The organism is Streptomyces sp. Y20, from assembly GCF_043195475.1.
Taxonomy (GTDB): domain Bacteria; phylum Actinomycetota; class Actinomycetes; order Streptomycetales; family Streptomycetaceae; genus Streptomyces.
The window spans coordinates 878,083-904,264 of the sequence record NZ_JBIDDP010000001.1 but is presented as its reverse complement, the minus strand read 5'-3'; the positions used below and the strand labels follow the sequence as shown (position 1 = coordinate 904,264).

The following is a 26,182-nucleotide window of genomic DNA, read 5'->3' as shown; positions in this document are numbered from 1 at the left end:
GCCGATGCTGGCCGATGGTAGCGACAACCGCGCCCGGTGCACCGGTCACCGTCCGTCCCGGTCACGGGAGGCACCGCTCCCGGCACTCCGGGGGCCGGCCGTCCGTCCCGCGACAGCCGGCCCGCACAGGCCGGCGCCGTCCCCGCGGTCGCTCACGGTGACGGCGCCGGCCAGTGCCCTATGCGGTTGTCTTGGCCCGAGCCGTCTCCCCGAGTGGACGGCACCGGGCTGCTTCGAGGGGCCGCGACCTAGCTCTCCGCCAGGATGTGCGACAGCTCCTGGTCAAGATCGAAGTGCCGGTGCTCCGTGCCGGGCGGCACGGCGGCGTCGGTTCGCTTCAGGAAGGACTCGAGGGCCCGCGCCGGGGCCTCCAGCAGGGCCTCCCCCTCCGGGGAGCTGAGGGCGATGCACACGACGCCCTGACCATGACTGCGCGATGGCCAGACGCGGACGTCTCCGGTGCCGGTGGGCCGGTGCAGCCCCTCGGCGAGGAGGTCGCGGGCGAACACCCACTCGACGGTCTCCTCGGCTCCGGTGTGGAAGGTGGCGTGCACGGCGTAGGGGTCGGCCGTGTCGTACCGCAGGCCTGCGGGGACAGGCAGGGAGGACTCGCTCGACACAACGAGGCGCAGGTGCAGCTCGCAGCTGACCGTGGTGTTCATAAGCGCCAGGGCCTTTCGCTCAGTGTGCGCTCGGGGATTCGCACGTCGGCGAAATCGACATGCCACCTACGGTGCCGTTGTAAACCCCTCTGAGGGTTTTGCGTGGCTTTACGTAACTCTTCCGGCCGAGAACTCGTACCGGATCCAGGACCATTCCGGTGACCGATTCACTACGGTAGGGTTTGTTTGTATGAATACGGGGAGTGACGACCTGGGCGAGGTCGCGGTGGCGGTGGACGAGGCGAAGGCGGACGGGCACGTGGGCGAGGAAGGTGCCGAGCGGGGGCTGGGCTCCCGGGCGCCGGAGTACGTCAGGGAGCGCCGGCTCCTGCACCTGAGCTGGCAGGTCGGTGTCTTCGTGATCGGGCTGGCGGTGGTCGCCGCCGGCATCGTCATGCTGCCCCTGCCGGGTCCCGGCTGGGTGGTGATCTTCGGCGGCATGGCGATCTGGGCGACCGAGTTCGTCTGGGCCCAGCTCGTGCTCCGCTGGACCAAGCGCAAGGTCACCGAGGCGGCCCAGCGGGCCCTCGACCCCAAGGTGCGGCGCCGCAACATCACTCTCACCGTCGTCGGGCTCGTGATCATCGGCGTGCTCGCCGGGTTCTACCTGTGGAAGTTCGGCGCCGTCATGCCGTGGAAGATCAAGGACCAGTGACACGGCCGCGGGGCCGGCGGCCCGGCCGTCCCCTCCCGGGTTCGGAAGCACCCCCTGACTTGGGGTAATGTTCTTCCTGCGCCCGGGCGATTAGCTCAGTGGGAGAGCGCTTCGTTCACACCGAAGAGGTCACTGGTTCGAACCCAGTATCGCCCACCCGGACCGACGGCCCACCTGCGACAAGCAGGTGGGCCGTCGACGTGTACGCCCCCTTCCGGGCAGCGTCGGGCGACCGGCGGGCACGCCGGGCCGGGGGCTCGAACCCGACCGGGGAGGCGTCTCGGCGTGGGCGATCGGCAGGGCCGGAGCGGCGTCTCGCTCGGAGCGGTCGGTGGGCTCTGAGGGCGTCAGGAGTGTGCGGCGTCCGGGGGTCGGCGGGGGCTTGGAGCGGTTCCTCGCGCGGGGCGGCGGGCGGTCCCTAGGGCTACCTCAGCGGCTCGGGCGCCGAGCGGCCCGTATCCCTGGAGTGGCACCCTTGGCCCCAGCGGCCGCGACGTACCGGAGCGGCAGGTCGGCGACACCGAGCGCCCGGCACCCGGCAGAGCGGGACGCGAGCGGTGGCACCTCTCGTCCCCGAGCGGCAGCCCGGCGCGCCACCGCCGGCGCCGGGTGGCTGACCGCTGGCGCACCCCCTGTCCTGAACGGGATTCATCGGCCCCACGGAAACGGATCCAGTGGTCCACCCCCTCGAAGGGGCGGGCGGCCGTTCACCGGAGCCCCGGACGGCCTCTTCTCGCCGGCTGCGCTTGTGCGCGGACCACCGACGGCCCGTCGGGCGAACACCTGGCGGAGCCGGAGCGACTCGGCGGAGACAGGCCCAGGCCGCCGGCCGTCGGCCCGCTCGACTCCCTGGCCGCCCGATCCCCAGCCCCCCCGGTCCCTCCGCTTTCCGGCGCCTCCGGGCCTCCGGGCCTCCGGGCCTCCGGGCCCCCGGGCCTCCGGGCCTCCGGGCCTCCGGGCCTCCGGGCCTCCGGGCCCCCGGGCCCCCGGGCCCCCGGGCCCCCGGGCCCCCGGGCCCCCGGGCGAATTCTCGAGCATTTCGGGAGGCGCGCGATCCTGGGGGCGGCCGGGGTCTCGGTGGCCGGGGCCGGGCGCGCTGTGGTGACCGGACGCGGGGACGCCAGCGGTTCCGGGACGGGACGGTGACGACCCGTTATGCCTGGTGGGGCGTCCAGGAGCGGGCCAAGAAGATGGACCGGAGCGTCGCGCCGTTCGAGAAGAAGTACCCGGAGGCCAGGGGCAGGACCGGCTTTCAGACGTACGAGTCCTTCTGGGAGAAGTCCCAGGCACGGGCCGCGAGCGGAAATCCTCCCGACTTTTTCCAAAGCACCGTCACTTTCCTGCGGAAGTACGACAAACGCGGAATTCTCGTCGATTCGAGGTCGTAGGCGCAGCCCGGAAATCTGAGCCTGAATCACTTCCGGGACAGCGTCACGAAGGTGGGCGGGGCCGGAGGCAAACAGACCGGAATTCCCGTCGGTTCGAACACCGCGGTGCTCGTCATCGAAAAGGAAGTCTTCGCAAAGATGGACGTCTTTCCGCGACCTGGCTGGACCTGGAACACTCGGCGACGACACCGCCCTCTGCGGCCTCGCCGCAATCCAGATCCTGGCACCGATCGGTGACCGGATGCCCGCCTGACCCGCCCGGCACGAGCGCGTCGCACGGGCGGCGCTCGTGCCGGGTCCGGCCCTCCTCCGCTGCGGGCGGCCACCGTGGGCACACTCACCCCATGGACTGGAACCACTACCGCTTCCGCAGCCTGTGGCCCCTGCCCGCCCCGCCGGCCGTGGTGTACGCGGCACTGGAGCGCCCCGAGGACTACCCCCGCTGGTGGCCGCAGGTGCGGGCGGTGACCCGGCGGGACGGCCGCAGCGGCGTGATCACCATCCGGCCCGCGCTGCCGTACGGCATCACCCTCACCGTGCGGGAAATCCGCCGGGACCCGTCCGCCGGCATCCTGGAGGTCGCCCTCTCCGGCGACATGGAGGGGTGGGCGCGCTGGACGGTCACCGCCGGCGGCCCCGGCGCGCTCGCCCGCTACGACCAGGAGGTCCACGTGCGCAAACCACTGCTCAGGCTGCTCGCCGTCCCCGGGCGGCCCCTCTTCCGCGCCAACCACCGGCTGATGATGCGCGCCGGACGGCGCGGACTGCGGCGGCACCTGGGAGCGGTTTGAACGAAGGGCGCCCGGACCTGTATGGTTCAGTGCGTTCCCGGGCGATTAGCTCAGTGGGAGAGCGCTTCGTTCACACCGAAGAGGTCACTGGTTCGAACCCAGTATCGCCCACCGGGAGAGAGCCGGTCCGCAGCAGCGGACCGGCTCTTCGCGTATCCCGGGCCCTGCCGCCCCGCCCGGTGGTCACGCCGCCGCGGGAAGCTCCGGCCTGAGCGGCCAGTCCGTGCACACCGTCTCCTCCGAGCCGCTGCGCGCGAACCACGCCTGCAACCCGCGCGCCTGCGCCGCGTGCCAGTTCGTCTGGAGTGCGTGCAGCTCGGTGGGGGTCAGGCGCTCCAGCCGGGCCGCGAAACGGCGGCCCAGCGCCCGTACGACGTCCAGCGCGGCCAGCGCGTCCGCCGCCGCGTCGTGCGCGTCCTGGAGCGGCACGTCGTAGTGCGCGCACAGGTCGGTCAGCGTCCGGCGGCCCTTGCGGTACCGGTCCAGGTGTTTGTCCAGCACCCGGGGGTCCAGCACCCTCAGCGGCACCGCCTCGAACCAGCGGTCCAGCGACGACGCCCGGTGCCGGCGCAGCTCCCGGTCCAGCAGCGTCAGGTCGAACGGCGCGTTCATCACCACCAGCGGCCGGCCCAGCGCCGCGTGCTCGGCCAGCTGCTCCGCTATCTCGTACATCACCGGCGCCGGCCACCGCCCGTTGCGGTGCAGGTGATCCTCCGTCAGCCCGTGCACCGCGGTCGCCGCCTCGGGCACCGGCACACCCGGGTTCACCAGCCAGCGGGACGCCCGGGGCCGGGTCCCCGGCGCGTCCTGGACGACGACGGCGGCCGACACGATCCGGTCGGTCTCGACGTCCACGCCCGTCGTCTCCGTGTCGAAGGCGGCCAGCGGCCCCTCGTACCAGGTCGTCATTCCCACCCAACTCCTCGTTCTCCCGCGACAGATGACTTTCCGTCGCCTGTCCGGTTCGGTGATACCCGGGCTGTTTGCGCCGTACGCCGGGAGGAGACAACAGGAGTAAGGGTCTTTGCAGTTCAGCGGCCCGCCGCAGGAGAACACCGGGCTGGGAGGGCTGTTGGTCATGGCCGTAGCGCAGCCCGAGCGGAGCGGATTGCTGCCCGACCGCCCGGGCACCCTCCGCGGCACGCTCGCCACCACCGCCTGCATGGAGACGTTGCAGGTCGGCTATCTGCACGCGGTCGCCGCCGCGGCCGGCTGCTCGCTGTCCCAGCCCTTCCCCGACAACGGCATCGACTGGCACGTCAGCCACAGCGCACCCGGGCACACCGTCGACGACGAGGTCACCGTCAAGGTGCAGCTGAAGGCCACCTACCAGGTCGCGCCCGACCCCCCGGGCCCCTTCTTCTCCTTCACCCTCGACAACGCCCACCTGCGCAAACTCGCCCGCACCCCGGTGTCGGTCCACAAGATCCTGGTGGTCATGCTCGTCCCACGCTCCCCGGACGACTGGCTGCGCGCCGGCCACGAACGGCTCGAACTCAGACACTGCTGCTACTGGATCAACCTCGCCGGCCACCCCGTCACCGGCCGGCACCGGACCACCGTGCGGGTACCGACCTCGCGCATCTTCGACGACCGGGCGCTGTGCGCGATCATGGCGCGGGTCGGGACGGGAGGCAGGCCATGAGGAACCGTCCCTCCGACGAGCCGCCGGTACGGCAGGTCCTCGACGGGCCGGTACGGCGGGCCCGGCCGGAACCCGGTGACATCCCGCGTGACCCCCCGCCGCGGCCCGCCGACGTCGACCCCGCCGTCCTCGGCGCCCTGCTGCGCCGGCACGGCTGGCAGCGGCGCGGGGGAACGGCCGGGCACTACGGCCGCTGGACCCCGCCCGGGCCGGGCGCCGCCGCGACCAGCCTGCTCGTGCCGGAGAGCCGCGCCTTCCCGGACAGCGACGACCTGCTCGGCGAGGCCCTCGAAGCCCTCGCCCGCAGCGACACCCCGTCCGCCCGTGAGGTGCTGCTCTGCCTCGCCGTACCCAGCGACGAGATCCGCTGGTGGCGCGACACTCCGGCCGGCCCCGCCGGAGTCGCGCCCTGGACCGCCGACGCACACCTGCGCGACGCAGCCCGCCGGATCCTGCTCGCCGCCGCACTCGCCACCCGCGCGCTCGCCGGCTACCACGGCGCACGCCACCGCCGCTCCGCCGCAGCGATCGTCGGGGGCGTCCTCGTCGGCCCCGCCGCCGAGGACCACGCCCTCACCGCCTTCGTCCCCGTCCCCGCGGGACGCGCTCTCTCCGTCCGCCTCCACCAGGCCCTCCATGCCGCCCGCGAGGCCATCGACTACCAGCGGGCCACCGGCGGCATGGACGCCTTCGACGGCGCCGTCGAGGCGGGCGTCAGCCACGAGCTGACCGAGGCGCTCTCCGCGCTGGTGCGCGGCACCGAGGGCGCCCGCGTCGCCGTCGCCTGGGCCCCCGGCACCGGCGTCCCGGACGGCTGCGCCGCCTTCGCCGAACCCGTCGAGTTCTCACCCGGCGACCTGCCCGTGCTGCGCGAGGCCGCCGCCCGCTACCTCCGCGCGGAGCCCTCGGTCCCGGTCAGCGTCACCGGCGCCGTCGTCCGCATGCGCCGCTCCGGACCCGGTGGTCAGGGCACCGTACGCCTGCGCGTCCTCACCGGCGCCGAAGTGCCGCACCTCCGCGTCACCCTGGACGAGGAGGACTACCGGGTCGCCGGCCACGCCCACCTCGTCGGACTCCCCGTGCGCGTACACGGCCGGCTGGAACGGCGGGGCGGCTTCCGCCGGCTCACCGGCGCCCGCGGGGTCGTCCCCGTACAGGTCGACGACGCCGAACGCGACCGGCTGCTGAAGTCCCTCCACGAGAACCTCGACTTCTTCGACGAGGTCTGCGACGAGCCAGGTGGGGAGGCGTACGGGCAGGACGACTGAAGGTAACCGTTTCGCGGTGGGTGCCGTCGGGTCGGTACGATCGCCTGAGCGCGCGCTCCTCGTACGGCGCCGCACCCACCTTCAGTCAGGAGAGACCGGTGTCAGACGTCCGTGTGATCATCCAACGCGATTCCGAGCGGGAAGAACGCGTGGTGGCGACGGGCACTACGGCTGCCGACCTCTTCGCCGGCGAGCGCTCCGTCATCGCCGCGCGCGTGGGCGGCGAGCTGAGGGACCTCGCCTGGGAGCTGTCCGACGGTGACGAGGTCGAGGGCGTCGAGATCTCGTCCGAGGACGGCCTGAACATCCTGCGCCACTCCACCGCGCACGTCATGGCGCAGGCCGTGCAGGAGCTGTTCCCCGAGGCCAAGCTGGGCATCGGCCCGCCCGTGAAGGACGGCTTCTACTACGACTTCGACGTCGAGAAGCCGTTCACGCCCGAGGATCTCAAGGCCGTCGAGAAGAAGATGCAGGAGATCCAGAAGCGCGGGCAGAAGTTCGCCCGCCGTGTCGTCACCGACGAGGCGGCCCGCGCCGAGCTGGCCTCCGAGCCGTACAAGCTGGAGCTGATCGGCCTCAAGGGCTCGGCGTCGCACGACGACGGCGCGGACGTCGAGGTCGGCGCCGGCGAGCTGACGATCTACGACAACCTGGACCCCAAGACCGGCGAGCTGTGCTGGAAGGACCTCTGCCGCGGTCCGCACCTGCCCTCGACCCGGCTGATCCCGGCGTTCAAGCTGATGCGCAACGCCGCCGCCTACTGGCGCGGCAGCGAGAAGAACCCGATGCTCCAGCGCATCTACGGCACCGCCTGGCCGTCCAAGGACGAGCTGAAGGCGCACCTGGAGTTCCTCGCCGAGGCTGAGAAGCGCGACCACCGCAAGCTCGGCAGCGAGCTGGACCTCTTCTCCATCCCCGAGCAGATCGGCTCCGGCCTCGCCGTCTTCCACCCCAGGGGCGGCATCATCCGCCGGGTCATGGAGGACTACTCGCGCCGCCGCCACGAGGAGGAGGGCTACGAGTTCGTCTACACCCCGCACGCGACGAAGGGCAAGCTCTTCGAGACCTCGGGCCACCTGGACTGGTACGCCGACGGCATGTACCCGCCCATGCAGCTCGACGAGGGCGTGGACTACTACCTCAAGCCCATGAACTGCCCGATGCACAACCTGATCTTCGACGCGCGGGGCCGGTCGTACCGTGAACTGCCCCTGCGCCTCTTCGAGTTCGGGACCGTGTACCGGTACGAGAAGTCCGGTGTCGTGCACGGCCTCACCCGGGCGCGCGGCTTCACCCAGGACGACGCGCACATCTACTGCACCCGCGAGCAGATGTCCGGGGAACTGGACAGCACGCTCACCTTCGTGCTGAACCTGCTGCGCGACTACGGTCTGACCGATTTCTACCTGGAGCTGTCCACCAAGGACCCGGAGAAGTTCGTCGGCTCCGACGAGGCATGGGAGGAGGCGACCGAGACGCTGCGCCAGGTCGCCGAGAAGCAGGGCCTGCCCCTCGTGCCCGACCCGGGCGGCGCCGCCTTCTACGGCCCGAAGATCTCCGTCCAGGCCAAGGACGCGATCGGCCGCACCTGGCAGATGTCGACCATCCAGCTCGACTTCAACCTGCCCGAGCGGTTCAACCTGGAGTACACCGGCCCGGACGGCTCCAAGCAGCGTCCGGTCATGATCCACCGGGCCCTGTTCGGCAGCATCGAGCGGTTCTTCGCGGTGCTCCTGGAGCACTACGCGGGCGCCTTCCCCGCCTGGCTGGCCCCCGTCCAGGCGCTCGGCATCCCGGTCGGCGACGCGCACGTCGAGTACCTGGAGAAGTTCGCCGCCGCGGCCCGGAAGAAGGGCCTGCGGGTCGAGGTGGACTCCTCCTCGGACCGTATGCAGAAGAAGATCAGGACGGCCCAGAAGCAGAAGGTCCCGTTCATGGTCATCGTCGGTGACGAGGACATGAACGCCGGCACCGTGTCCTTCCGCTACCGGGACGGCTCGCAGGAGAACGGCATCCCGTTCGACGAGGCCATCGCCAAGATCGTGAAGGTCGTGGAGGAGCGGACCCAGGTCTGATCCGCCCGGCCCGGGGGACCCCGGGAGTGAGCGTGACGCCGGCCGTCACGACCCGTCGTGGTCGTGACGGCCGGCGTCGTGTCCGGGGAGGGCCCCGGCGCCGGCCGCACGCCGGCGGCCTCCCGGACCGACACGCAGACGGCGTTGCCGTGACGCATGGTGAGGCACTAGGGTCAGCCAGGTGACTGCCGGGTCGGCCAGAGGCCATGCACGAGTGGGGCACCCGGCCTCGGCGTGAGCACGAGGCGGGTGAGAGCCCCGCCGTTTCTCCGCGTCCTCCCTCCCAGCGCCCGCACGCGGCGCTCCGCAGCGGATCCAAGACCGGAGAAACCCCCGTATGACACATGCTCAGCAGCGCCATGACGCCCCCGGATCGCCGACCACCGTCCAGCTGAACCACACCGCCGTCTACGCCACGGACCGACAACTGTCGGCCGGCTTCGTGGCGGCGATCCTGGGGCTGGAGACCGGCGCCCCCTTCGGGCCGTTCCTCCCCGTCGATCTGGGCAACGGCGTGACGCTCGACTACTACGAGAAGCGCGACGAGCCGATCCAGTCGCAGCACTACGCGTTCCTCGTGCCCGACGACCGGTTCGACGCCATGATCGCCCGCCTGGAGACGGCCGGGGTCACCTATTACGCCGACCCCCACCACACCGAACCCGGCCGGATCAACCGTCTGTTCGGCGGTCGCGGTGCCTACTTCGACGACCCGGACGGTCACAACATGGAGATCATGACCCGTCCCTACGTACGGCCGTAAGCGGCCTCGGGGAACATCGGTACAGCGGTTATCGGTGGCAAGGATCCCGGTCCAGGGGTGGCGCGAGTGCGCTGACCCGGTTCTCGTACTCGCGGCGTGCCTCGCGCCGGGCCGGGACAGCCGGGGCGCCTCGACCGCCGTCGAGCGTTGGGCAGCGGGCGAGGAGCCCGCGGTGTACGGCGGGGACGGCGGTGACGCGCAAGGTGCAGCCCTGGCCGCGCCGTACGGTCACCCCTTGACACGGTCGTCGCGGGCAAGGGCGGTGATCGAGTGGCCCTCCAGGTAAGCGGTGCGCACATCGGCGGTCTTGTCGGCCGTCACGGCGGGGCGGCGTCCGCCCTTGCCGCCCCTGGCCTCGGCGGCGCGCAGTCCGTCGCAGGCCAGTTCCCGCTGGAGTCCGCCGGCGGCGGCGAGGGTCTGCGCCATGAACTCCACGGCGGACAGCAGCTCGCCGGTGCGCGGGTGCGGGCGGTGAGGTCCATCGCGCAGAACGCGCCGTCGTGGATGCGCAGCGCCACTTGGTCGCGGTGGAAGACGCCGAGCACGTCGAGGATGTGGCCGGTGCCGCGTACGAGGCGGAACATCCCGGAGATGTGCACGGTGTCGCCCGGCTGCGCGTACGTGAGCACGTCGCGGAACTTCGGCCGCTGGAGCGGACGAAGGCGGCTGGAGGTGCCGCCGTCCTCCTCGAAGACGACCGGGTCCGCGATACCGGCCTCGTGAAGGACGAGGTTCTGCCGGGCGGTCGGTCGCTGGTCGGTCGAGACCCGCATGCGGAGCAGGTTCGCCACCAAGGGCCCCTTCCGTTCGGAGGATCGGACCCTGTCTGTCGTCGAACGATGCTTTTCCGGCAGGGGCTGGTGCAGGCCTATACGTCGGCGCCCCGCGGGCAGGGGGCGCCGGTGTGCATGTTGGATGAGGCGCCACCGATGACGGAGTCGAGCCTGTCCCGGGCGTGGATGAGGTCCGTGATGCGCCGGTCGAGGTGGTCACGTTCCGCGGCCAGGCGCTGGAGGAGGTCGGGGGTGGCCTTGCCGTCGATGACGCAGGGCGTCAGCTCGGCGATGGCCTTGCTGCTCAGTCCGGCGGCGTAGAGCTGGCGGATGAGGTGGATCCGGTCGACTGCATCTTCCGCGTAGTGGCGCTGGCCGCTGCCACTGCGTTCGGCGGTGAGCAGGTTCTGTTCCTCGTAGTAGCGCAGGGCTCGGGTGGTGACACCCGTGCGGCGCGCGAGTTCACCGATCCGCATTCCCGCCTCATCTCCTCCATGCGCTGTGCGGCCCGCACACTTGCCTTTGACGTCAACGTCAAGTTTTACGGTAGGTCATGCGCCCGCTGGCGGGCGAGCGGCGCCCGCGCCTTCGTCGACCGCGCCCCGCTCGACGAACGGGGCCGGGACACACTCGGCCGTCTCGACGCCGAACGCCTCCGCCATCTCCCCCGGCCCGTCACCTTCCGAAAGGCAGACACACGTATGACCATGTCCCCCAGGACCGGCCTCTCGGGGCCCCCTCTCACTTCGACCGTGTCCGTCAAGCCACTCGTGCTGAACGCACCGCAGCGCGGTGAGGACCTGCACGTCCGCGTCACCGCCCCCACCACCGGCACCAGCCTGCCCGTCGTGCTCTTCGCCCACGGCTTCGGCTCGAACCTGGACGGCTACGCCCCGCTGGTCGATCACTGGGCATCCGGCGGCTTCATCGTGATCCAGGCCACCCATGTGGACTCCGAGCGGCTCGGCCTCCCCGCCGATGACCCTCGCCGACCTCAGATGTGGCGCTACCGCGTACAGGACATGCGGCGCATCCTCGACGAGCTCACCACCCTGGAGGCGGCCGTGCCGGGCCTGCCGAGCCGCATGGATCGCAGCCGCGTCGTCGCGGCCGGGCACTCCTTCGGCGGCCAGACTGCCGGCATCCTGGTGGGCCTGCGCGTCAGGGACCCGCAGACCGGTGCCGCCGAGGACCTGGCTGACGCCCGGGTCATGGCCAGCGTCCAGCTGGCCACCGCCGGCCAGGGCGGCGACGAACTGACCCCCTTCGCCCACGACAACCTTCCCTGGCTGCGTGATCAGGACTTCTCCCACATCACCGCCCCTGGCCTCGTCGTCGCAGGAGATAAGGACGACCTTCCGCTCTCCACCCGGGGCCCGGCCTGGACGGCCGACCCCTATACCCTCAGCCGCGGCAACAAGAGCCTCCTGACCGTCCGCGGCGGTGAGCACTTCCTCGGTGGCATCTCCGGTTACCGAGCGGCGGAGACCACCGATGAGAACCCCGACCGTGTCGCCCTCGTCCAGCAGGTCACCCTCGCCTACCTGCGGCACGTCACCGGAATCGACCACACCTACTGGAACGACGCCCGGACCGTCCTCACGGGCAGCCACCCGCTGGGACACCTCGAATCCAAATAACCCCTGGCCACCCGCGGCCTCGCGTCCTCCTACCGCCTGGTCCATGACCGGAACACGTCGGTGGTCAGGTCCTGCTCCCGTCGGGCCCCTTCCTCAGCGGGCATGGACGGCCCCCGGAGGATCACCTTCCCGGGGGCCGTTGGTCGCTCTCCCGGGAGAACGTCTGCATCAGCCAGGACGAGAACGAGCCCGTCACCGCGCCGAGCAGGCCCAGCCCGCAGGCCATCATCCCGGTCGCGATCACCCGGCCGAGCGGGGTGACGGGGGTGATGTCGCCGTAGCCGACGGTGCTGAGGGTCGAGGCGGCCCACCACACCGCGTCCCCGAAGGTGCGCATGGTGCTGCCGGGCGCCCCGCGTTCCTGCTGGTACACCGCGAGGGCGCCGGCGAGGCCGAGCAGCAGCGTGGACAGGCTCGCGTACGCGATCACCCGCGCGTACAGGGACAGCCGGGGATCTCCCTGCCGGCGCTGGATGACGTCGTACAGCGGGACGATCCGCAGCGGGCGCAGCAACGGCAGCACCACCACGGCCGTGTGCAGCAGATGCGAGGTGGCGAAGCGCAGGAAGCGCTGCCCGCCGAGCCGCCAGCGCACCGCGTAGTCGACGGCGAACAGCACCCACAGGACGAGCATCACGACCCCGCACAGGTTGCGCCAGCCCCAGGGCAGGCTCACGGCCAGGACCCGGGTGGCATAGGCGGCCATGAAGACCAGGGACGCCAGGAACAAGGGGATCTCGGTGCGCTGCTCCCAGCGAACCATGGGGCTGTCGTCGTCCACCGGCCAAGCTTGGCCGGAGAACACTGCCCGGGTCCCCCGGCGACACGCCGGGATCGGACCAAGCCATATGCTGCCTAGCATGACGAGTGAGCCGGAACAGCAGATCGGAGTGGGGACGCAGGACGCGTTCCAGCGCCTGTGGACGCCCCACCGGATGGCCTACATCCAGGGCGAGAACAAGCCGAGCGGTCCGGGGGCCGACGACGGCTGTCCCTTCTGCTCCATCCCGGCGAAGTCGGACGAGGACGGGCTCGTCGTCCGGCGCGGAGAGCACGTGTACGCCGTCCTCAACCTGTACCCCTACACCGGCGGTCACCTGATGACCGTGCCGTACCGGCATGTGGCCGATTACACCGACCTGACCCCGGCGGAGACCGTCGAGCTGGCGGAGCTGACCAAGCAGGCGATGACGGCTCTGCGCACGGCGTCCGGCGCCCACGGGTTCAACATCGGCATGAACCAGGGCGCGGTGGCGGGCGCCGGTATCGCGGCCCATCTGCATCAGCACATCGTCCCCCGCTGGGGCGGCGACACCAACTTCATGCCGGTCGTGGGCCACACCAGGGTGCTGCCGCAGCTGCTGGCCGACACCCGCGGAATGCTCGCGCAGGCGTGGCCGGCCGGCTGATCCGCCCGGGCCGGCCGGGCCGGCGCGGGCCTACGCGTCGTACAGGTCGGCCTTCCGGGGCGTCGGGTCCTGGACGTTGCCGCTGAGGAACGCCGAGCGGGCACCGAACTTCTCCGTGTCCACGCCGTTCTCCCGCAACACCTTGATCGCGGCCGAGTGCACCACCCGCAGCACCGGTGTCGCCGCGCGCAGGGCGTCGTCGGCCATGAAGCGGTGGCGCCAGGGCTGATCGGCCCAGGCGTGCCGCAGGCCGAACGGCTCGGGCAGCCCGAGGGAGCCGCCGAGCCAGTTGAGCAGCGGCGGATACCACGTCAGCGGGGCGCGCACGGCGAGCCGGACGACCTCGTCGGTGCCGACCAGGGGCAGCTTGACCGTGCGGGTCTCCCAGGGCTTGAAGGACTTGGAGACCTCCTTGGCCGGCGCCTCCGGTTTCGTGGTGAACAGGGAGTTCACCGGTCCCAGCGCATGACCCGTGACCTCGATGCGCAGCGTCTCGTGCAGCACGGTGACGGTGATCAGCATCGTGATGACCAGCTGTCCGTCCCACAGCGTCCACTGCACGCCCAGATAGTGGCGGTCCCCGCTGCCGAACTGCTGCTTGTTGCAGATGTCCTGTATGGCGTGCGGTTTGATCTGGAAGGCCTCGACATCGGTGCCCTCGGGGCGGGAGACGGCCGTGGCCTTCTCACCGATCGGGGTGACGATCCAGTGCCGTACGGACGGCTTCGGGAAGCCGCCGGTGTTCAGCGGGCCGCGCTCCAGGAGGGCCAACTGATCGTGGATCGCGCGTATCACGTCCCAGCTGCGGAACGGGTGGATCTCCCGGGTGGGGTCGGCGGGCACGAGGTCCTCGGCGAGCTGCCACGAGCCCCAGCGGGTGCCCATGCCCAGTATGCCCTTGGGGCCGGCGTAGAAGACGGAGTTGGACCGCTGTTCCGCCCGGAGCCGGGCCAGGGACTGCCGCAGATCCTCGGCGGCGGTCTGGCCGGGGGCCCGGGGCACGGCCTCCGGGACCTTGGCGCCGACGCTGCTGCCGGACAGCAGCCCCGCCCACCGGCCCCGCAGGTCCTGGGCGGTGCGCTCACAGATCCGCTTGGCCCAGAACCAGCCCAGCACGGGCACGACGACGGTCGCGCGGGCGTACCAGGCCCAGAAGCCGGAGAACGGCATCTTGACCAGGAACAGCGCGGCGAGGATGCCGACGCCCAGCAGCAGCACGGTGCCCAGCGCCCCGGCCCGCCGGTCGTCACTGCGGGCGACGAGACCGCGGAGCTGGAAGACGAGCAGCCAGCAGAGCATGCCCGGCAGGAAGAGCAGGCCGCACACGACGGTGACGACGGTGAGCCGGTTGTCGCGCTCCCGGCGGATGTTGTTGGCGGCGAGGGCGTGTTCCACGACGAACTGGGGCTCGGAGCCGAAGGACTGGATGAGCGGCTTGCGGCCGGGACCCAGCATCCGGTCGACCACGGCACGCGAGAACGCCTCACCGAGATTCGGCCGGAACAGCTTCATCCTGCCGGCCTTCACGGCCGACTGGTGCCACTCGTTGTCGGCCTTCTTGATCTCCTCGACCGGGCTGTCCCGGTACGCCGCGGACGCCAGCGCGGAGGTCGCCGCCTGCCCCTCGTCGCCCGAGACGGGCACCTGGGGCCCGTCCCACTCCGTTCCAAACGACATTCCCGCCCCCATCGCCGCCGGTGTCGCTCCTGCGGCCTTCCCGACTTCCCTGCCCCGCACACCTGTTGGACCGCTCGTCGTGCCGGTACCGGACGAATGCCGGACGGCCGCGGCGCGACGTGCTCCGGTGATCAGCGTATCCGCCGGCACCGACAGCCCGCGGGCGGACGGCCGAAGCCGCCCGCCCGCACACCGGCGCCGGACCCTTCGCCTGCCGGACTACCCGTCGTCCCCCGCCTGTTCGCGGATCCGTTCGGCGATCTGCGGCGGCATCGGCTCGTGCCGGGCGTAGCTCCGGTCGAAGCGGGCCGTGCCGTGGGAGAGCGAGCGCAGGTCGACCGCGTACCGGCCGATCTCGAACTCCGGCACCTCGGCGCGGATCAGGGTCCGCCCCGAGCCGATCTGTTCGGTGCCCAGGAGCCGGCCGCGCCGGCCGGACAGGTCGCTCATCACGGCGCCCACGTAGTCGTCGCCGACCAGCACGGTGACCTCCGCGACCGGCTCCAGCAGATGGATCCGCGCCTCGGCCGCGGCCTCCCGCAGGGCGAGCGCGCCCGCTGTCTGGAAGGCGGCGTCGGAGGAGTCCACCGAGTGCGCCTTGCCGTCCACCAGCGTGACCCGCACGTCGACGAGCGGATAACCGGCCGCGACGCCCTTGGCGGCCTGGGCCCGCACGCCCTTCTCGACGGACGGGACGAACTGCCGGGGCACCGCGCCGCCGACGACCTTGTCCACGAACTCGATGCCCGAGCCGCCCGGCAGCGGCTCCACCTCGATCTCGCAGATCGCGAACTGGCCGTGCCCGCCGGACTGCTTGACGTGCCGGCCGCGCCCGGCGGCCCGGTCCGCGAACGTCTCGCGCAGGGACACCCGGTGCGGTACGACGTCGACCTGGACGCCGTAGCGGCTGCGCAGCCGTTCCAGGGCGACGTCGGCGTGGGCCTCGCCCAGGCACCACAGGACGATCTGGTGGGTGTCCTGGTTGTGCTCCAGGCGCATGGTCGGGTCCTCGGCGACCAGCCGGGCCAGCCCCTGGGAGAGCTTGTCCTCGTCGGCCTTGCTGTGCGCCTGGATGGCGAGCGGCAGCAGCGGGTCCGGCATCTGCCAGGGCTGCATCAGCAGCGGATCGTCCTTGCCGGAGAGCGTGTCGCCGGTCTCGGCGCGGCCGAGCCTGGCCACGCACACCAGGTCGCCGGCGACGGCATGGGTCACCGGGCGCTGCTGCCGGCCGAAGGGCATGGACAGGGCACCGGTCTTCTCGTCGACGTCGTGGTCCTCGTGGCCGCGGTCGGCGAGGCCGTGCCCGGAGACGTGCACGGGCTCGTCGGGACGCAGGGTGCCGGAGAAGACGCGGACCAGCGAGATCCGGCCGACGTAGGGGTCGGACGAGGTCTTGACGACCTCGGCGACCAGCGGGCCGTCCGTGTCGCACGGCTTCAGCTCGCGCGGCTCTCCGTCGACGGTGGTGACGCCGGGCAGGGGGTGTTCGAACGGGGTCGGGAAGCCGCCGGTGATGAGCTGGAGCAGCTCGACCGTGCCGAGGCCCTGCCGGGCGCCCTCGGCGGCGGGGGCCGCGGCCAGGACGGGGAAGAAGCTGCCGCGGGCGACGGCCCGCTCCAGGTCCTGGACCAGTGTCTTGGTGTCGACCTGCTCGCCGCCCAGATAGCGGTCCATGAGGGTCTCGTCCTCGCTCTCCGAGATGATCCCCTCGATGAGCCGGTCACGGGCCTCCTCGATGTCCGGCAGCTGGTCCTCGCCGGGCTCGGACTCCTTGCGCTCCCCGGACGCGTAGTCGAACAGTTTCTTCGACAGCAGCCCGACCAGCCCGGTCACGGGCGCGTGCCCGTCGGGGCTCTCGGGACCGCGCAGCGGCAGGTACAGGGGCAGTACGGCGTCGGGATCGTCGCCGCCGAAGGCCTCCGCGCAGATCCGGGTCATCTCCTCGAAGTCCGCGCGCGCGGCCTCCAGATGCGTGACCACGATCGCGCGGGGCATGCCGACGGCCGCGCACTCCTCCCACACCATCCGGGTCGTGCCGTCGACGCCGTCCGAGGCGGAGACGACGAAGAGGGCCGCGTCCGCGGCGCGCAGACCGGCCCGCAGCTCCCCGACGAAGTCGGCGTATCCGGGGGTGTCCAGCAGGTTGACCTTGATGCCGTCCCAGGCGACCGGCACCAGGGAGAGCTGGACCGAGCGCTGCTGGCGGTGCTCGATGTCGTCGTAGTCGGAGACGGTGCCGCCGTCCTCCACGCGGCCCGCGCGGTTCACCGCCCCCGCGGTCAGTGCGAGGGCCTCGACCAGGGTCGTCTTGCCCGAGCCCGAGTGGCCGACCAGCACCACGTTCCGTACGGACGCGGGCCGGTCGGCCGTCAGAGCCCTGCCGGCGGCCCCGGGGTGGTGTGTCTGTGCCTTGTCGCCCATGATCCTGCCTCCCGTGCACGGTGAGGTCACTGTGGGCGCGGACGTACCGCATCCGCGTGCTGGGGCGGTTGTGGCGACGCCCGCGGTCATTCGAGCTTTCCACTCCCGTCACGCCGCGTCCATACGAAGGGCTACGAAGGGTGCGTACGGGACATCGAACGCGTCACGAACGCCCCGCGCGCGGGGGCGTGCACCGCTTCCCGGCGCGGCTGCGGGTGCCCGCCCGCCACGCGCGCGCGTGCCTGGCTACGATGGGCCAGCCGGCGGCCACCAGGGGCCGCGGCGACACCGACCGTCGGGAAGGCCATGCTGAACAAGTACGCGCGTGCATTTTTCACGCGTGTCCTCACACCGTTCGCCGCGTTTCTCATCCGCCGGGGCGTGAGCCCCGACACGGTCACCCTCCTCGGCACGGCCGGTGTGGTCGCGGGCGCGCTGGTCTTCTACCCCCGGGGCGAGTTCTTCTGGGGCACGATCGTGATCACCCTGTTCGTCTTCTCCGACCTGGTCGACGGCAACATGGCCCGCCAGCTGGGCCGTTCCAGCCGCTGGGGCGCCTTCCTCGACTCCACCCTGGACCGGGTCGCCGACGGCGCGATCTTCGGCGGGTTCGCGCTCTGGTACGCGGGCCACGGCGACGACAACATGCTGTGCGCGGTGTCGATCTTCTGCCTGGCCAGCGGACAGGTCGTGTCGTACACCAAGGCGCGCGGCGAGTCGATCGGGCTGCCGGTCGCCGTCAACGGGCTCGTCGAGCGCGCCGAGCGGCTGGTGATCTCGCTGGTCGCGGCCGGTTTGGCGGGCCTGCACAAGTTCGGCGTGCCGGGCATCCAGTGGCTGCTGCCGATCGCCCTGTGGGTCGTCGCCGTCGGCAGCCTCGTCACCCTGGTCCAGCGGGTCGTCACCGTGCGCCGCGAGTCCGCCGAGGCGGAGGCGGCCACTCGGCCGACCGCGGGCGAGGCGGCCCAGTGAGCGCCGCCGACCGGTTCACCGACACGCTGTACGGCGCCGGCTGGAGCACCGTCAAGAAGCTCCCCGAGCCCGTCGCGGCGCGCCTGGGCCGGACCATCGCCGACCTCGCCTGGAAACGGCGCGGCAAGGGCGTTCAGCGCCTGGAGTCCAACTACGCGCGCGTGGTGCCCGGCGCGAGCCCCGAGCGGCTCGCCGAACTGTCCCGCGCGGGCATGCGGTCCTACCTGCGCTACTGGATGGAGTCCTTCCGGCTGCCGGCCTGGAGCGCCGAGCGGGTCAGGTCGGCTTTCGACCCCAAGGACCTGCACCACCTGACCGACGGCCTGGCCGCCGGCCGGGGCGTGGTCCTCGCGCTGCCCCACCTGGCCAACTGGGACCTGGCCGGCGCCTGGGTCACCACCGCCCTTCGGACGCCGTTCACGACGGTCGCCGAACGCCTCAGGCCCGAGACGCTCTACGACCGCTTCGTCGCCTACCGCGAGGGTCTCGGCATGGAGGTCCTGCCGCACAGCGGCGGCTCCGCCTTCGGCACCCTGGCCCGCAGGCTGCGTGACGGCGGGCTGGTCTGCCTGGTCGCCGACCGCGACCTGTCCGCCTCCGGTGTCGAGGTCGACTTCTTCGGCGAGCGGGCCCGCATGCCCGCGGGCCCCGCCCTGCTCGCCCAGCAGACGGGCGCGCTGCTGCTGCCCGTCACCCTCTGGTACGACGACTCGCCCGTCATGCGGGGCCGGGTGCATCCGCCCGTCGAGGTCCCCGCGTCCGGCACGCGCGCCGAGAGGACGGCCGTCATGACGCAGGCGCTGGCCGACGCCTTCGCCGGCGGGATCGCCGACCACCCCGCGGACTGGCACATGCTCCAGCGCCTGTGGCTCGCCGACCTCAACCCCGCGAAGGGACCCGCGTGAGAATCGGGATCGTCTGCCCGTACTCCTGGGACGTGCCCGGTGGCGTCCAGTTCCACATCCGCGACCTCGCCGAGTACTTCCTCCGCCTCGGCCACGAGGTGTCCGTCCTCGCCCCGGCCGACGACGACACCCCGCTGCCGCCCTACGTCGTCTCCGCCGGCCGCGCCGTCCCGGTGCCGTACAACGGCTCGGTGGCCCGGCTGAACTTCGGGTTCCTGTCGGCCGCGCGGGTGCGGCGCTGGCTGCACGACGGCAAGTTCGACGTGGTCCACATCCACGAGCCGACCTCGCCCTCGCTCGGCCTGCTGACCTGCTGGGCGGCGTCCGGCCCGATCGTGGCCACCTTCCACACCTCCAATCCGCGCTCGCGCGCGATGATCGCCGCCTACGCGATCCTCCAGGCCGCCCTGGAGAAGATCAGCGCGCGGATCGCGGTGAGCGAGTACGCCCGCCGCACCCTCGTCGAGCACCTGGGCGGGGACGCGGTGGTCATCCCCAACGGCGTCGACGTCGACTTCTTCGCCAAGGCCGACCCCGACCCGCGGTGGCAGGGCGGGACCATCGGCTTCATCGGCCGCATCGACGAGCCCCGCAAGGGCCTGCCGGTGCTGATGAAGGCCCTGCCGCACATCATGGCCGCCCGGCCGGGCACGCGGCTGCTGGTGGCGGGCCGGGGCGACGAGGAGGCGGCCGTCGAGGACCTGCCGAAGGAGCTGCGCTCGCGCGTCGAGTTCCTCGGCATGATCAGCGACGAGGACAAGGCGCGCCTGCTGCGCAGCGTCGACCTGTACGTCGCGCCCAACACCGGCGGCGAGAGCTTCGGCATCATCCTCGTCGAGGCGATGTCCGCGGGCGCCCCCGTCCTCGCGTCCGACCTGGACGCCTTCGTACAGGTCCTCGACCAGGGCGAGGCCGGCGAGATCTTCGCCAACGAGAACGCGACCGCGTTGGCGGAGGCGGCCGTACGGCTGCTGGCGGACCCGGCGCGCCGGACCCTGCTGCGCGAGCGCGGCAGCGCCCACGTGCGGCGGTTCGACTGGTCCACGGTCGGCGCGGACATCCTGTCCGTCTACGAGACGGTGACGGCCGGCGCGGCCGCGGTCGCCGCGGACGAGCGGACGACGGGCCTGCGGGCCCGCTTCGGCCTGACCCGCGACTTGAGCGGGAACACCCGCGAACAGCCGACGGCTCAGGGACTGGGGGACTGAGGCCGGGGCCGTGCACCCGGGCTCGGTGACCGGGCAGGGCAGCGACGCTCCCGGATCCCGGGACCGAAGCGGGGGCGCGCGGAGCGGTGCCCGACCGCGACCGGCGTCCGGCTGGGGGCGCGGTGGTGCGGGTCGCTGAGGGCCTTCGGGTTGCGGTGCGGGCGGTTGCGGGGACCGGAGCGGGAGGGGCCGGGGCGGTGGGCGGGTCGCCGGCGGGTTCGTGAGGTGGGGTGACGGCCTTCGAGCTGCGGACGGCGGGCCGGAGGCAGGGGTGCCGGGGGTCAGCGGCCGACCGCGCCGGGTTCCCGGTCCGGGCGGTGCGGCCGGCGGCCCCCGGGCACCGGGCCGGCGGTCTCCCCGGAGTGCGGCGGAGTCGTTCCGGAGCAGCCGATAGCCTTCCGCCGTGACCGTAACCCTCATCTGGATCCTCCTCGCGCTCGTCGCCGTCGGCGGGTACCTGAGCTGGACGGCCGGGCGGCTCGACCGGCTGCACGTACGGATGGACGCCACCCGGGCCGCCCTCGACGCCCAGCTGCTGCGACGGGCCTCCGTGGCGCAGGAGCTGGCCACCTCGGGCGTCCTGGACCCGGCGGCCTCGATCGTGCTGTACGAGGCCGCGCACGCCGCCCGGCAGGCCGAGGAGGAGCACCGGGAGGTCGCCGAGAGCGAGCTGAGCCAGGCACTGCGCGCGGTCTTCGCGCATCCGGCGCAGGTGGAGGCCGTACGGGCGGCGCCGGGCGGCGAGGAGGCGGCCAGGGAGCTGGCGGAGGCCGTCCGCCGGGTGCCGATGGCCCGCCGCTTCCACAACGACGCCGTGGGGGCGGCGCGCAGGCTGCGGGAACACCGTAAGGTGCGCTGGTTCCGGCTGGCCGGCCACGCCCCGTTCCCGCTGGCCGTCGAGATGGACGACGAGCCGCCCGCGGCGCTGGTGGAACGGGTCACCTGACCGCCCGCCGACGGCCCGGTGAACCAAAACGATCCACCGGCTTGCCATTGGCCCTTGCTGTGGACTGGTCCGTTCGCGTTTCCTCAGCGGTGCAGAAGCCTTCTTTCCCATCAGTGAGGTCACCCGTGTCCACCATCGACAACCAGGCTCCCGAGACCGGCACCGCACGCGTGAAGCGCGGCATGGCCGAGCAGCTCAAGGGCGGCGTGATCATGGACGTCGTCACGCCGGAGCAGGCGAAGATCGCCGAGGACGCGGGCGCCGTCGCGGTCATGGCCCTGGAGCGGGTCCCCGCGGACATCCGCAAGGACGGCGGTGTGGCCCGCATGTCCGACCCGGACATGATCGAGGGCATCATCGACGCCGTCTCGATCCCGGTCATGGCCAAGTCCCGCATCGGCCACTTCGTCGAGGCCCAGGTCCTCCAGTCCCTCGGCGTCGACTACATCGACGAGTCCGAGGTGCTGACCCCGGCCGACGAGGTCAACCACTCCGACAAGTGGTCGTTCACCACCCCCTTCGTGTGCGGTGCGACCAACCTGGGCGAGGCACTGCGCCGCATCGCCGAGGGCGCCGCGATGATCCGCTCCAAGGGCGAGGCCGGCACCGGCAACGTCGTCGAGGCCGTCCGCCACCTGCGCCAGATCAAGAACGAGATCGCCCGGCTGCGCGGCTACGACAACCACGAGCTGTACGCGGCGGCCAAGGAGCTGCGCGCCCCGTACGAGCTGGTCAAGGAGGTCGCCGAGCTGGGCAAGCTCCCGGTGGTCCTGTTCTCCGCCGGCGGAGTCGCCACCCCGGCCGACGCCGCTCTGATGCGCCAGCTCGGTGCCGAGGGCGTGTTCGTCGGCTCCGGCATCTTCAAGTCGGGCGACCCGGCCAAGCGCGCCGCCGCCATCGTGAAGGCCACCACCTTCTACGACGACCCGAAGATCATCGCGGACGCGTCCCGCAACCTGGGCGAGGCCATGGTCGGCATCAACTGCGACACCCTCCCCGAGACCGAGCGCTACGCGAACCGCGGCTGGTAAGGCACCGGAACACATGAACACCCCCGTCATAGGCGTCCTGGCCCTCCAGGGCGACGTACGGGAGCACCTCATCGCCCTGGCCGCGGCGGACGCCGTGGCCAGGCCGGTGCGGCGCCCCGAGGAACTCGCCGAGGTCGACGGCCTCGTGCTGCCCGGCGGCGAGTCCACCACCATCTCCAAGCTGGCCGTCCTCTTCGGAGTGATGGAACCGCTCCGCGCGCGCGTGCGCGCCGGCCTGCCCGTCTACGGCACCTGCGCCGGCATGATCCTGCTCGCCGACAAGATCCTCGACCCGCGCTCGGGCCAGGAGACCATCGGCGGCATCGACATGATCGTGCGCCGCAACGCCTTCGGGCGGCAGAACGAGTCGTTCGAGGCCGCGGTCGACGTGCGGGGCGTCGCGGGCGATCCTGTGGAGGGCGTCTTCATCCGCGCGCCCTGGGTGGAGTCCGTGGGCGCCGGCGCCGAGGTGCTGGCCGAGCACGAGGGCCACATCGTCGCGGTGCGCCAGGGCAACGTGCTCGCCACCTCCTTCCACCCGGAGCTGACCGGCGACCACCGCGTGCACTCCCTGTTCGTCGACATGGTGCGCGCCGATCGGACACCGGAGTCCTTGTAGGATCTCTGCCGTTCGTACAGAGATGGGTTACGCGAAGGAGACAGGCAGATGTCCGGCCACTCTAAATGGGCCACGACGAAGCACAAGAAGGCCGTGATCGACGCCAAGCGCGGCAAGCTCTTCGCGAAGCTGATCAAGAACATCGAGGTCGCCTCGCGGACGGGCGGCGCCGACCCGGACGGCAACCCGACGCTGTACGACGCCATCCAGAAGGCGAAGAAGTCGTCGGTCCCGAACAAGAACATCGACTCCGCGGTCAAGCGCGGCGCGGGTCTCGAGGCCGGCGGCGCCGAGTACGAGACGATCATGTACGAGGGCTACGGACCCAACGGTGTCGCGGTGCTCATCGAGTGCCTCACCGACAACCGCAACCGCGCCGCCTCCGAGGTCCGCGTCGCCATGACCCGCAACGGCGGCTCCATGGCGGACCCGGGTTCGGTGTCGTACCTGTTCAACCGCAAGGGCGTGGTGATCGTCCCCAAGGGTGAGCTGTCCGAGGACGACGTGCTCGGCGCGGTGCTCGACGCCGGCGCCGAGGAGGTCAACGACCTCGGCGAGACCTTCGAGGTCATCAGCGAGGCCACCGACATGGTCGCGGTCCGCACCGCCCTCCAGGACGCCGGGATCGACTACGACTCCGCCGAGGCCAACTTCGTCCCCACCATGCAGGTCGAGCTGGACGAGGACGGCGCGCGGAAGATCTTCAAGCTCATCGACGCGCTGGAGGACAGCGACGACGTGCAGAACGTCTTCGCCAACTTCGATGTGAGCGACGAGATCATGGAGAAGGTCGACGCGTAGCGCGCACGGCTGATCACGGCCGACGGGACATCCCCCGTCGGCCCGTCGCGTTGCCGGGCGCGGGCTGCCCGGGCGCTGGTGCGGGGCGTTGTCGGTGGCACCCGATAGCCTGCACGAACAGGCCGTCGAAGGGAGGGGGCGCGGTGCGCGTACTGGGGGTGGACCCCGGGCTGACCCGGTGTGGCGTCGGTGTCGTGGAGGGGGTCGCGGGCCGCCCGCTGACGATGCTCGGCGTCGGCGTCGTACGGACACCCGCGGACGCCGACCTCAGCCACCGGCTGCTCGGTGTCGAGCAGGGCATCGAGCAGTGGCTGGACGAACACCGGCCCGAGTGCGTCGCCGTGGAGCGCGTCTTCAGCCAGCACAACGTGCGCACGGTCATGGGCACCGCCCAGGCCAGCGCCGTCGCCATGCTGTGCGCCGCCCGGCGCGGCATCCCCGTCGCCCTGCACACACCCAGCGAGGTCAAGGCCGCCGTCACCGGCAGCGGTCGTGCCGACAAGGCACAGGTGGGCGCCATGGTCACCCGGCTGCTCAGGCTGTCGGCGCCGCCCAGACCCGCCGACGCCGCCGACGCCCTCGCGCTCGCCATCTGCCACATCTGGCGCGCCCCCGCGCAGAACCGGCTCCAGCAGGCCGTCGCCCTGCACACCGCCCACGCAACGAAAGGCCGTACGGCATGATCGCCTTCGTCAGCGGCACGGTCGCCGCACTCGCCCCCGACGCAGCGGTCGTCGAGGTCGGGGGCGTCGGCATGGCCGTCCAGTGCACGCCGAACACGCTCTCGACCCTCCGGACCGGCCAGCCGGCCAGACTGCACACCTCCCTCGTCGTCCGCGAGGACTCGCTCACCCTCTACGGCTTCGCCGACGAGGACGAACGCCAGACCTTCGAGCTGCTCCAGACCGCGAGCGGGGTCGGCCCCCGCCTCGCCCAGGCGATGCTCGCCGTGCACACCCCGGACGCCCTGCGCCGCGCGGTCGCGGGCGGCGACGAGAAGGCCCTCACGGCCGTTCCCGGCATCGGCAGGAAGGGCGCGCAGAAGCTGCTGCTGGAGTTCAAGGACCGGCTCGGCGCGCCGGTCGGCGCCCCCGCCGTCGGCGCGCCCGCCGGCCAGGGCTGGCGCGACCAGCTGCACGCGGCTCTGCTCGGCCTCGGCTACGCCACCCGCGAGGCCGACGAGGCGGTCGCCGCCGTCGCCCCCCAGGCCGAGGCCGCCGAGGGCACCCCCGAGGTGGGCCGGCTGCTGAAGGCCGCCCTCCAGACGCTGAACCGAGCCCGCTGACCGAGACCGTCGTAAGGCACACACATGAACTGGGACGATCCGACCGGCACCCCCGCCCCCGACCGGCTGGTGGGCCCGGTCGCCGACGGGGAGGACCAGGCCGTCGAGGCCGCCCTGCGCCCCAAGGACCTCGGTGAGTTCATCGGCCAGGAGAAGGTCCGCGAACAGCTCGACCTGGTGCTGCGCGCCGCACGCGCGCGCGGCGCGACCGCCGACCACGTGCTGCTCTCCGGCGCGCCCGGCCTGGGCAAGACCACCCTGTCGATGATCATCGCGGCCGAGATGGGCGCCCCCATCCGCATCACCTCGGGCCCCGCCATCCAGCACGCAGGCGACCTCGCCGCGATCCTGTCCTCGCTCCAGGAGGGCGAGGTGCTCTTCCTCGACGAGATCCACCGCATGTCCCGGCCCGCCGAGGAGATGCTGTACATGGCCATGGAGGACTTCCGCGTCGACGTCATCGTCGGCAAGGGCCCCGGCGCCACCGCGATCCCGCTGGAACTGCCCCCCTTCACCCTGGTCGGCGCCACGACACGCGCGGGCCTGCTGCCGCCCCCGCTGCGCGACCGCTTCGGTTTCACCGCGCACATGGAGTTCTACGAGCCGCACGAACTCGAACGCGTCGTGCACCGCTCGGCGCACCTGCTGGACGTCGAGATCGACCCGGCCGGCGCCGCGGAGATCGCCGGCCGCTCCCGTGGCACGCCCCGCATCGCCAACCGCTTGCTGCGCCGCGTCCGCGACTACGCGCAGGTCAAGGCCGACGGCGTCGTCACCCGCGACATCGCCGCCGCCGCCCTCGCGGTGTACGAGGTCGACGCGCGCGGCCTGGACCGGCTCGACCGCGCCGTCCTGCAGGCCCTGCTGAAGCTGTTCGGCGGCGGCCCGGTCGGCCTGTCGACCCTCGCGGTCGCGGTGGGGGAGGAGCGGGAGACGGTGGAGGAGGTCGCCGAACCGTTCCTGGTCCGGGAGGGCCTGCTCGCCCGGACCCCGCGCGGCCGGGTCGCCACCCCCGCCGCCTGGGCCCACCTCGGTCTCACCCCGCCCCGCTCGGCTCCCGGCGGCGCCGGGGGAGGCGCACAGCCGGACCTGTTCGGGGCGTGACGGCGGTCTGATGCCCGCCCGGGGGCGGCCGGGTGACCGCCCGGCGGCCACGTGATGCCGAGGTGACAGCGGGGACATTGGCCTCGGCAGGAACCCAGGTGCCATGCTGAGCGTTGTTCCATGCGCGCGGACTCGCTTAGACTC

General features: G+C 72.1%; 26 protein-coding genes and 2 tRNA genes. 21 read left to right on the top strand and 7 right to left on the bottom strand.

The genetic code is table 11. The features are described 5' to 3' along the window. Positions 1–248 precede the first annotated feature (248 nt). Positions 249–662, bottom strand: coding sequence for an SsgA family sporulation/cell division regulator (locus ACGFT1_RS03855; RefSeq protein WP_004002642.1), 414 nt, complete (start codon positions 660–662; stop codon positions 249–251). Between the two features lie 190 nt (positions 663–852). On the opposite strand from ACGFT1_RS03855, the gene ACGFT1_RS03850 reads away from it, so the two are divergent. The 5 genes from ACGFT1_RS03850 to ACGFT1_RS03830 all read left to right on the top strand — a co-directional run bounded on the left by ACGFT1_RS03850 (position 853) and on the right by ACGFT1_RS03830 (position 3,607). Then, a complete protein-coding gene (locus ACGFT1_RS03850) occupies positions 853–1,317 on the top strand; it encodes a TIGR02611 family protein (protein WP_373907396.1) in 465 nt (154 codons plus the stop codon). 84 nt (positions 1,318–1,401) lie between these two features. Then, positions 1,402–1,473 (top strand) — tRNA-Val (locus ACGFT1_RS03845). A 986-nt stretch (positions 1,474–2,459) separates the two neighbouring features. After that, entirely contained in the window at positions 2,460–2,705 is a 246-nt protein-coding gene (locus tag ACGFT1_RS03840) for a hypothetical protein (protein ID WP_373907395.1), read from the top strand. A 344-nt stretch (positions 2,706–3,049) separates the two neighbouring features. Next, a complete protein-coding gene (locus ACGFT1_RS03835; protein WP_373907394.1) occupies positions 3,050–3,496 on the top strand; it encodes an SRPBCC family protein in 447 nt (148 codons plus the stop codon). 39 nt (positions 3,497–3,535) lie between these two features. After that, a tRNA-Val gene (locus ACGFT1_RS03830) sits at positions 3,536–3,607 on the top strand. Positions 3,608–3,679: 72 nt separating this feature from the next. Here ACGFT1_RS03830 and ACGFT1_RS03825 read toward each other — a convergent pair. Further along, positions 3,680–4,405 (bottom strand): 3'-5' exonuclease, encoded by a 726-nt coding sequence (locus tag ACGFT1_RS03825; RefSeq protein WP_373907393.1) that lies wholly within the window; start codon positions 4,403–4,405, stop codon positions 3,680–3,682. A gap of 169 nt (positions 4,406–4,574) precedes the next feature. Here ACGFT1_RS03825 and ACGFT1_RS03820 point away from each other — a divergent pair, with 169 nt between their 5' ends. From ACGFT1_RS03820 to ACGFT1_RS03805, 4 genes are all read left to right on the top strand, one after another. Beyond that, on the top strand, positions 4,575–5,141 hold the full coding sequence (locus ACGFT1_RS03820) for a DUF4365 domain-containing protein (protein WP_373907392.1): 567 nt from the start codon (positions 4,575–4,577) through the stop codon (positions 5,139–5,141). After that, positions 5,138–6,409 carry a hypothetical protein gene (locus ACGFT1_RS03815; protein WP_373907391.1) on the top strand — a complete coding sequence of 424 codons (1,272 nt, stop codon included), beginning with the start codon at positions 5,138–5,140 and terminating at the stop codon, positions 6,407–6,409. Before ACGFT1_RS03820 ends, ACGFT1_RS03815 begins: the two co-directional genes overlap by 4 nt. Before the next feature lie 98 nt (positions 6,410–6,507). Then, positions 6,508–8,484, top strand: a complete 1,977-nt coding sequence (gene thrS, locus ACGFT1_RS03810; protein ID WP_373907390.1) for a threonine--tRNA ligase — start codon at positions 6,508–6,510, stop codon at positions 8,482–8,484. A gap of 337 nt (positions 8,485–8,821) precedes the next feature. Next, on the top strand, positions 8,822–9,247 hold the full coding sequence (locus ACGFT1_RS03805) for a VOC family protein (RefSeq protein WP_373907389.1): 426 nt from the start codon (positions 8,822–8,824) through the stop codon (positions 9,245–9,247). 317 nt (positions 9,248–9,564) lie between these two features. On the opposite strand, the gene ACGFT1_RS03800 is transcribed toward ACGFT1_RS03805, so the two are convergent. Then, positions 9,565–10,038 (bottom strand): recombinase family protein, encoded by a 474-nt coding sequence (locus tag ACGFT1_RS03800; protein WP_373907388.1) that lies wholly within the window; start codon positions 10,036–10,038, stop codon positions 9,565–9,567. A 77-nt stretch (positions 10,039–10,115) separates the two neighbouring features. Then, a complete protein-coding gene (locus tag ACGFT1_RS03795) occupies positions 10,116–10,496 on the bottom strand; it encodes a MerR family transcriptional regulator (protein WP_373907387.1) in 381 nt (126 codons plus the stop codon). 225 nt (positions 10,497–10,721) lie between these two features. Between ACGFT1_RS03795 and ACGFT1_RS03790 the strand changes: the two genes are divergently transcribed. Beyond that, the gene (locus ACGFT1_RS03790) at positions 10,722–11,660 is read left to right on the top strand and encodes an alpha/beta hydrolase family protein (RefSeq protein ID WP_373907386.1); all 939 of its coding nucleotides are present in this window, start codon (positions 10,722–10,724) and stop codon (positions 11,658–11,660) included. Positions 11,661–11,781: 121 nt separating this feature from the next. On the opposite strand, the gene ACGFT1_RS03785 is transcribed toward ACGFT1_RS03790, so the two are convergent. Next, complete coding sequence (locus ACGFT1_RS03785; protein ID WP_373907385.1) at positions 11,782–12,441, bottom strand: potassium channel family protein; 660 nt, start codon at positions 12,439–12,441, stop codon at positions 11,782–11,784. 67 nt (positions 12,442–12,508) lie between these two features. On the opposite strand from ACGFT1_RS03785, the gene ACGFT1_RS03780 reads away from it, so the two are divergent. After that, positions 12,509–13,069, top strand: coding sequence for an HIT domain-containing protein (locus ACGFT1_RS03780; RefSeq protein ID WP_373907384.1), 561 nt, complete (start codon positions 12,509–12,511; stop codon positions 13,067–13,069). Between the two features lie 30 nt (positions 13,070–13,099). Here the strand turns inward: ACGFT1_RS03780 and ACGFT1_RS03775 are convergent, their stop codons facing one another. Then, complete coding sequence (locus ACGFT1_RS03775; RefSeq protein ID WP_373907383.1) at positions 13,100–14,746, bottom strand: hypothetical protein; 1,647 nt, start codon at positions 14,744–14,746, stop codon at positions 13,100–13,102. A gap of 219 nt (positions 14,747–14,965) precedes the next feature. After that, entirely contained in the window at positions 14,966–17,167 is a 2,202-nt protein-coding gene (locus ACGFT1_RS03770; RefSeq protein WP_373907382.1) for an elongation factor G-like protein EF-G2, read from the bottom strand. A gap of 306 nt (positions 17,168–17,473) precedes the next feature. On the opposite strand from ACGFT1_RS03770, the gene pgsA reads away from it, so the two are divergent. From pgsA to ruvB, 10 genes are all read left to right on the top strand, one after another. Then, entirely contained in the window at positions 17,474–18,139 is a 666-nt protein-coding gene (pgsA, locus tag ACGFT1_RS03765; protein WP_373907381.1) for a phosphatidylinositol phosphate synthase, read from the top strand. Beyond that, positions 18,136–19,044, top strand: coding sequence for a phosphatidylinositol mannoside acyltransferase (locus tag ACGFT1_RS03760; RefSeq protein ID WP_373907380.1), 909 nt, complete (start codon positions 18,136–18,138; stop codon positions 19,042–19,044). Before pgsA ends, ACGFT1_RS03760 begins: the two co-directional genes overlap by 4 nt. Further along, positions 19,041–20,252 (top strand): glycosyltransferase family 4 protein, encoded by a 1,212-nt coding sequence (locus tag ACGFT1_RS03755; protein WP_373907379.1) that lies wholly within the window; start codon positions 19,041–19,043, stop codon positions 20,250–20,252. Before ACGFT1_RS03760 ends, ACGFT1_RS03755 begins: the two co-directional genes overlap by 4 nt. 403 nt (positions 20,253–20,655) lie before the next feature. Beyond that, the gene (locus ACGFT1_RS03750) at positions 20,656–21,198 is read left to right on the top strand and encodes a hypothetical protein (protein WP_373907378.1); all 543 of its coding nucleotides are present in this window, start codon (positions 20,656–20,658) and stop codon (positions 21,196–21,198) included. 125 nt (positions 21,199–21,323) lie between these two features. Then, positions 21,324–22,229 carry a pyridoxal 5'-phosphate synthase lyase subunit PdxS gene (pdxS, locus tag ACGFT1_RS03745; protein WP_361987729.1) on the top strand — a complete coding sequence of 302 codons (906 nt, stop codon included), beginning with the start codon at positions 21,324–21,326 and terminating at the stop codon, positions 22,227–22,229. 13 nt (positions 22,230–22,242) lie between these two features. Further along, on the top strand, positions 22,243–22,848 hold the full coding sequence (gene pdxT, locus ACGFT1_RS03740) for a pyridoxal 5'-phosphate synthase glutaminase subunit PdxT (RefSeq protein WP_373907377.1): 606 nt from the start codon (positions 22,243–22,245) through the stop codon (positions 22,846–22,848). A 48-nt stretch (positions 22,849–22,896) separates the two neighbouring features. Then, the gene (locus tag ACGFT1_RS03735) at positions 22,897–23,649 is read left to right on the top strand and encodes a YebC/PmpR family DNA-binding transcriptional regulator (protein ID WP_373907376.1); all 753 of its coding nucleotides are present in this window, start codon (positions 22,897–22,899) and stop codon (positions 23,647–23,649) included. Positions 23,650–23,792: 143 nt separating this feature from the next. Next, positions 23,793–24,332, top strand: coding sequence for a crossover junction endodeoxyribonuclease RuvC (gene ruvC / locus ACGFT1_RS03730; protein ID WP_373907375.1), 540 nt, complete (start codon positions 23,793–23,795; stop codon positions 24,330–24,332). After that, the gene (gene ruvA, locus ACGFT1_RS03725; RefSeq protein ID WP_373907374.1) at positions 24,329–24,934 is read left to right on the top strand and encodes a Holliday junction branch migration protein RuvA; all 606 of its coding nucleotides are present in this window, start codon (positions 24,329–24,331) and stop codon (positions 24,932–24,934) included. The genes ruvC and ruvA overlap by 4 nt, the downstream gene beginning before the upstream one ends. A gap of 24 nt (positions 24,935–24,958) precedes the next feature. Then, complete coding sequence (ruvB, locus tag ACGFT1_RS03720; protein WP_356824616.1) at positions 24,959–26,038, top strand: Holliday junction branch migration DNA helicase RuvB; 1,080 nt, start codon at positions 24,959–24,961, stop codon at positions 26,036–26,038. Positions 26,039–26,182 lie beyond the last annotated feature (144 nt).

Excerpts from the sequence above, each read along its gene's own strand:
- ACGFT1_RS03855 (WP_004002642.1), bottom strand. The coding sequence starts at position 662 with ATGAACACCACGGTCAGCTGCGAGCTGCACCTGCGCCTCGTTGTGTCG.
- ACGFT1_RS03850 (WP_373907396.1), top strand. The coding sequence starts at position 853 with ATGAATACGGGGAGTGACGACCTGGGCGAGGTCGCGGTGGCGGTGGAC.
- ACGFT1_RS03835 (WP_373907394.1), top strand. The coding sequence starts at position 3,050 with ATGGACTGGAACCACTACCGCTTCCGCAGCCTGTGGCCCCTGCCCGCC.
- ACGFT1_RS03825 (WP_373907393.1), bottom strand. The coding sequence starts at position 4,405 with ATGACGACCTGGTACGAGGGGCCGCTGGCCGCCTTCGACACGGAGACG.
- ACGFT1_RS03820 (WP_373907392.1), top strand. The coding sequence starts at position 4,575 with ATGGCCGTAGCGCAGCCCGAGCGGAGCGGATTGCTGCCCGACCGCCCG.
- ACGFT1_RS03815 (WP_373907391.1), top strand. The coding sequence starts at position 5,138 with ATGAGGAACCGTCCCTCCGACGAGCCGCCGGTACGGCAGGTCCTCGAC.
- ACGFT1_RS03805 (WP_373907389.1), top strand. The coding sequence starts at position 8,822 with ATGACACATGCTCAGCAGCGCCATGACGCCCCCGGATCGCCGACCACC.
- ACGFT1_RS03795 (WP_373907387.1), bottom strand. The coding sequence starts at position 10,496 with ATGCGGATCGGTGAACTCGCGCGCCGCACGGGTGTCACCACCCGAGCC.
- ACGFT1_RS03790 (WP_373907386.1), top strand. The coding sequence starts at position 10,722 with ATGACCATGTCCCCCAGGACCGGCCTCTCGGGGCCCCCTCTCACTTCG.
- ACGFT1_RS03780 (WP_373907384.1), top strand. The coding sequence starts at position 12,509 with ATGCTGCCTAGCATGACGAGTGAGCCGGAACAGCAGATCGGAGTGGGG.
- ACGFT1_RS03775 (WP_373907383.1), bottom strand. The coding sequence starts at position 14,746 with ATGTCGTTTGGAACGGAGTGGGACGGGCCCCAGGTGCCCGTCTCGGGC.
- ACGFT1_RS03770 (WP_373907382.1), bottom strand. The coding sequence starts at position 17,167 with ATGGGCGACAAGGCACAGACACACCACCCCGGGGCCGCCGGCAGGGCT.
- pgsA (WP_373907381.1), top strand. The coding sequence starts at position 17,474 with ATGCTGAACAAGTACGCGCGTGCATTTTTCACGCGTGTCCTCACACCG.
- pdxT (WP_373907377.1), top strand. The coding sequence starts at position 22,243 with ATGAACACCCCCGTCATAGGCGTCCTGGCCCTCCAGGGCGACGTACGG.
- ACGFT1_RS03735 (WP_373907376.1), top strand. The coding sequence starts at position 22,897 with ATGTCCGGCCACTCTAAATGGGCCACGACGAAGCACAAGAAGGCCGTG.
- ruvA (WP_373907374.1), top strand. The coding sequence starts at position 24,329 with ATGATCGCCTTCGTCAGCGGCACGGTCGCCGCACTCGCCCCCGACGCA.
- ruvB (WP_356824616.1), top strand. The coding sequence starts at position 24,959 with ATGAACTGGGACGATCCGACCGGCACCCCCGCCCCCGACCGGCTGGTG.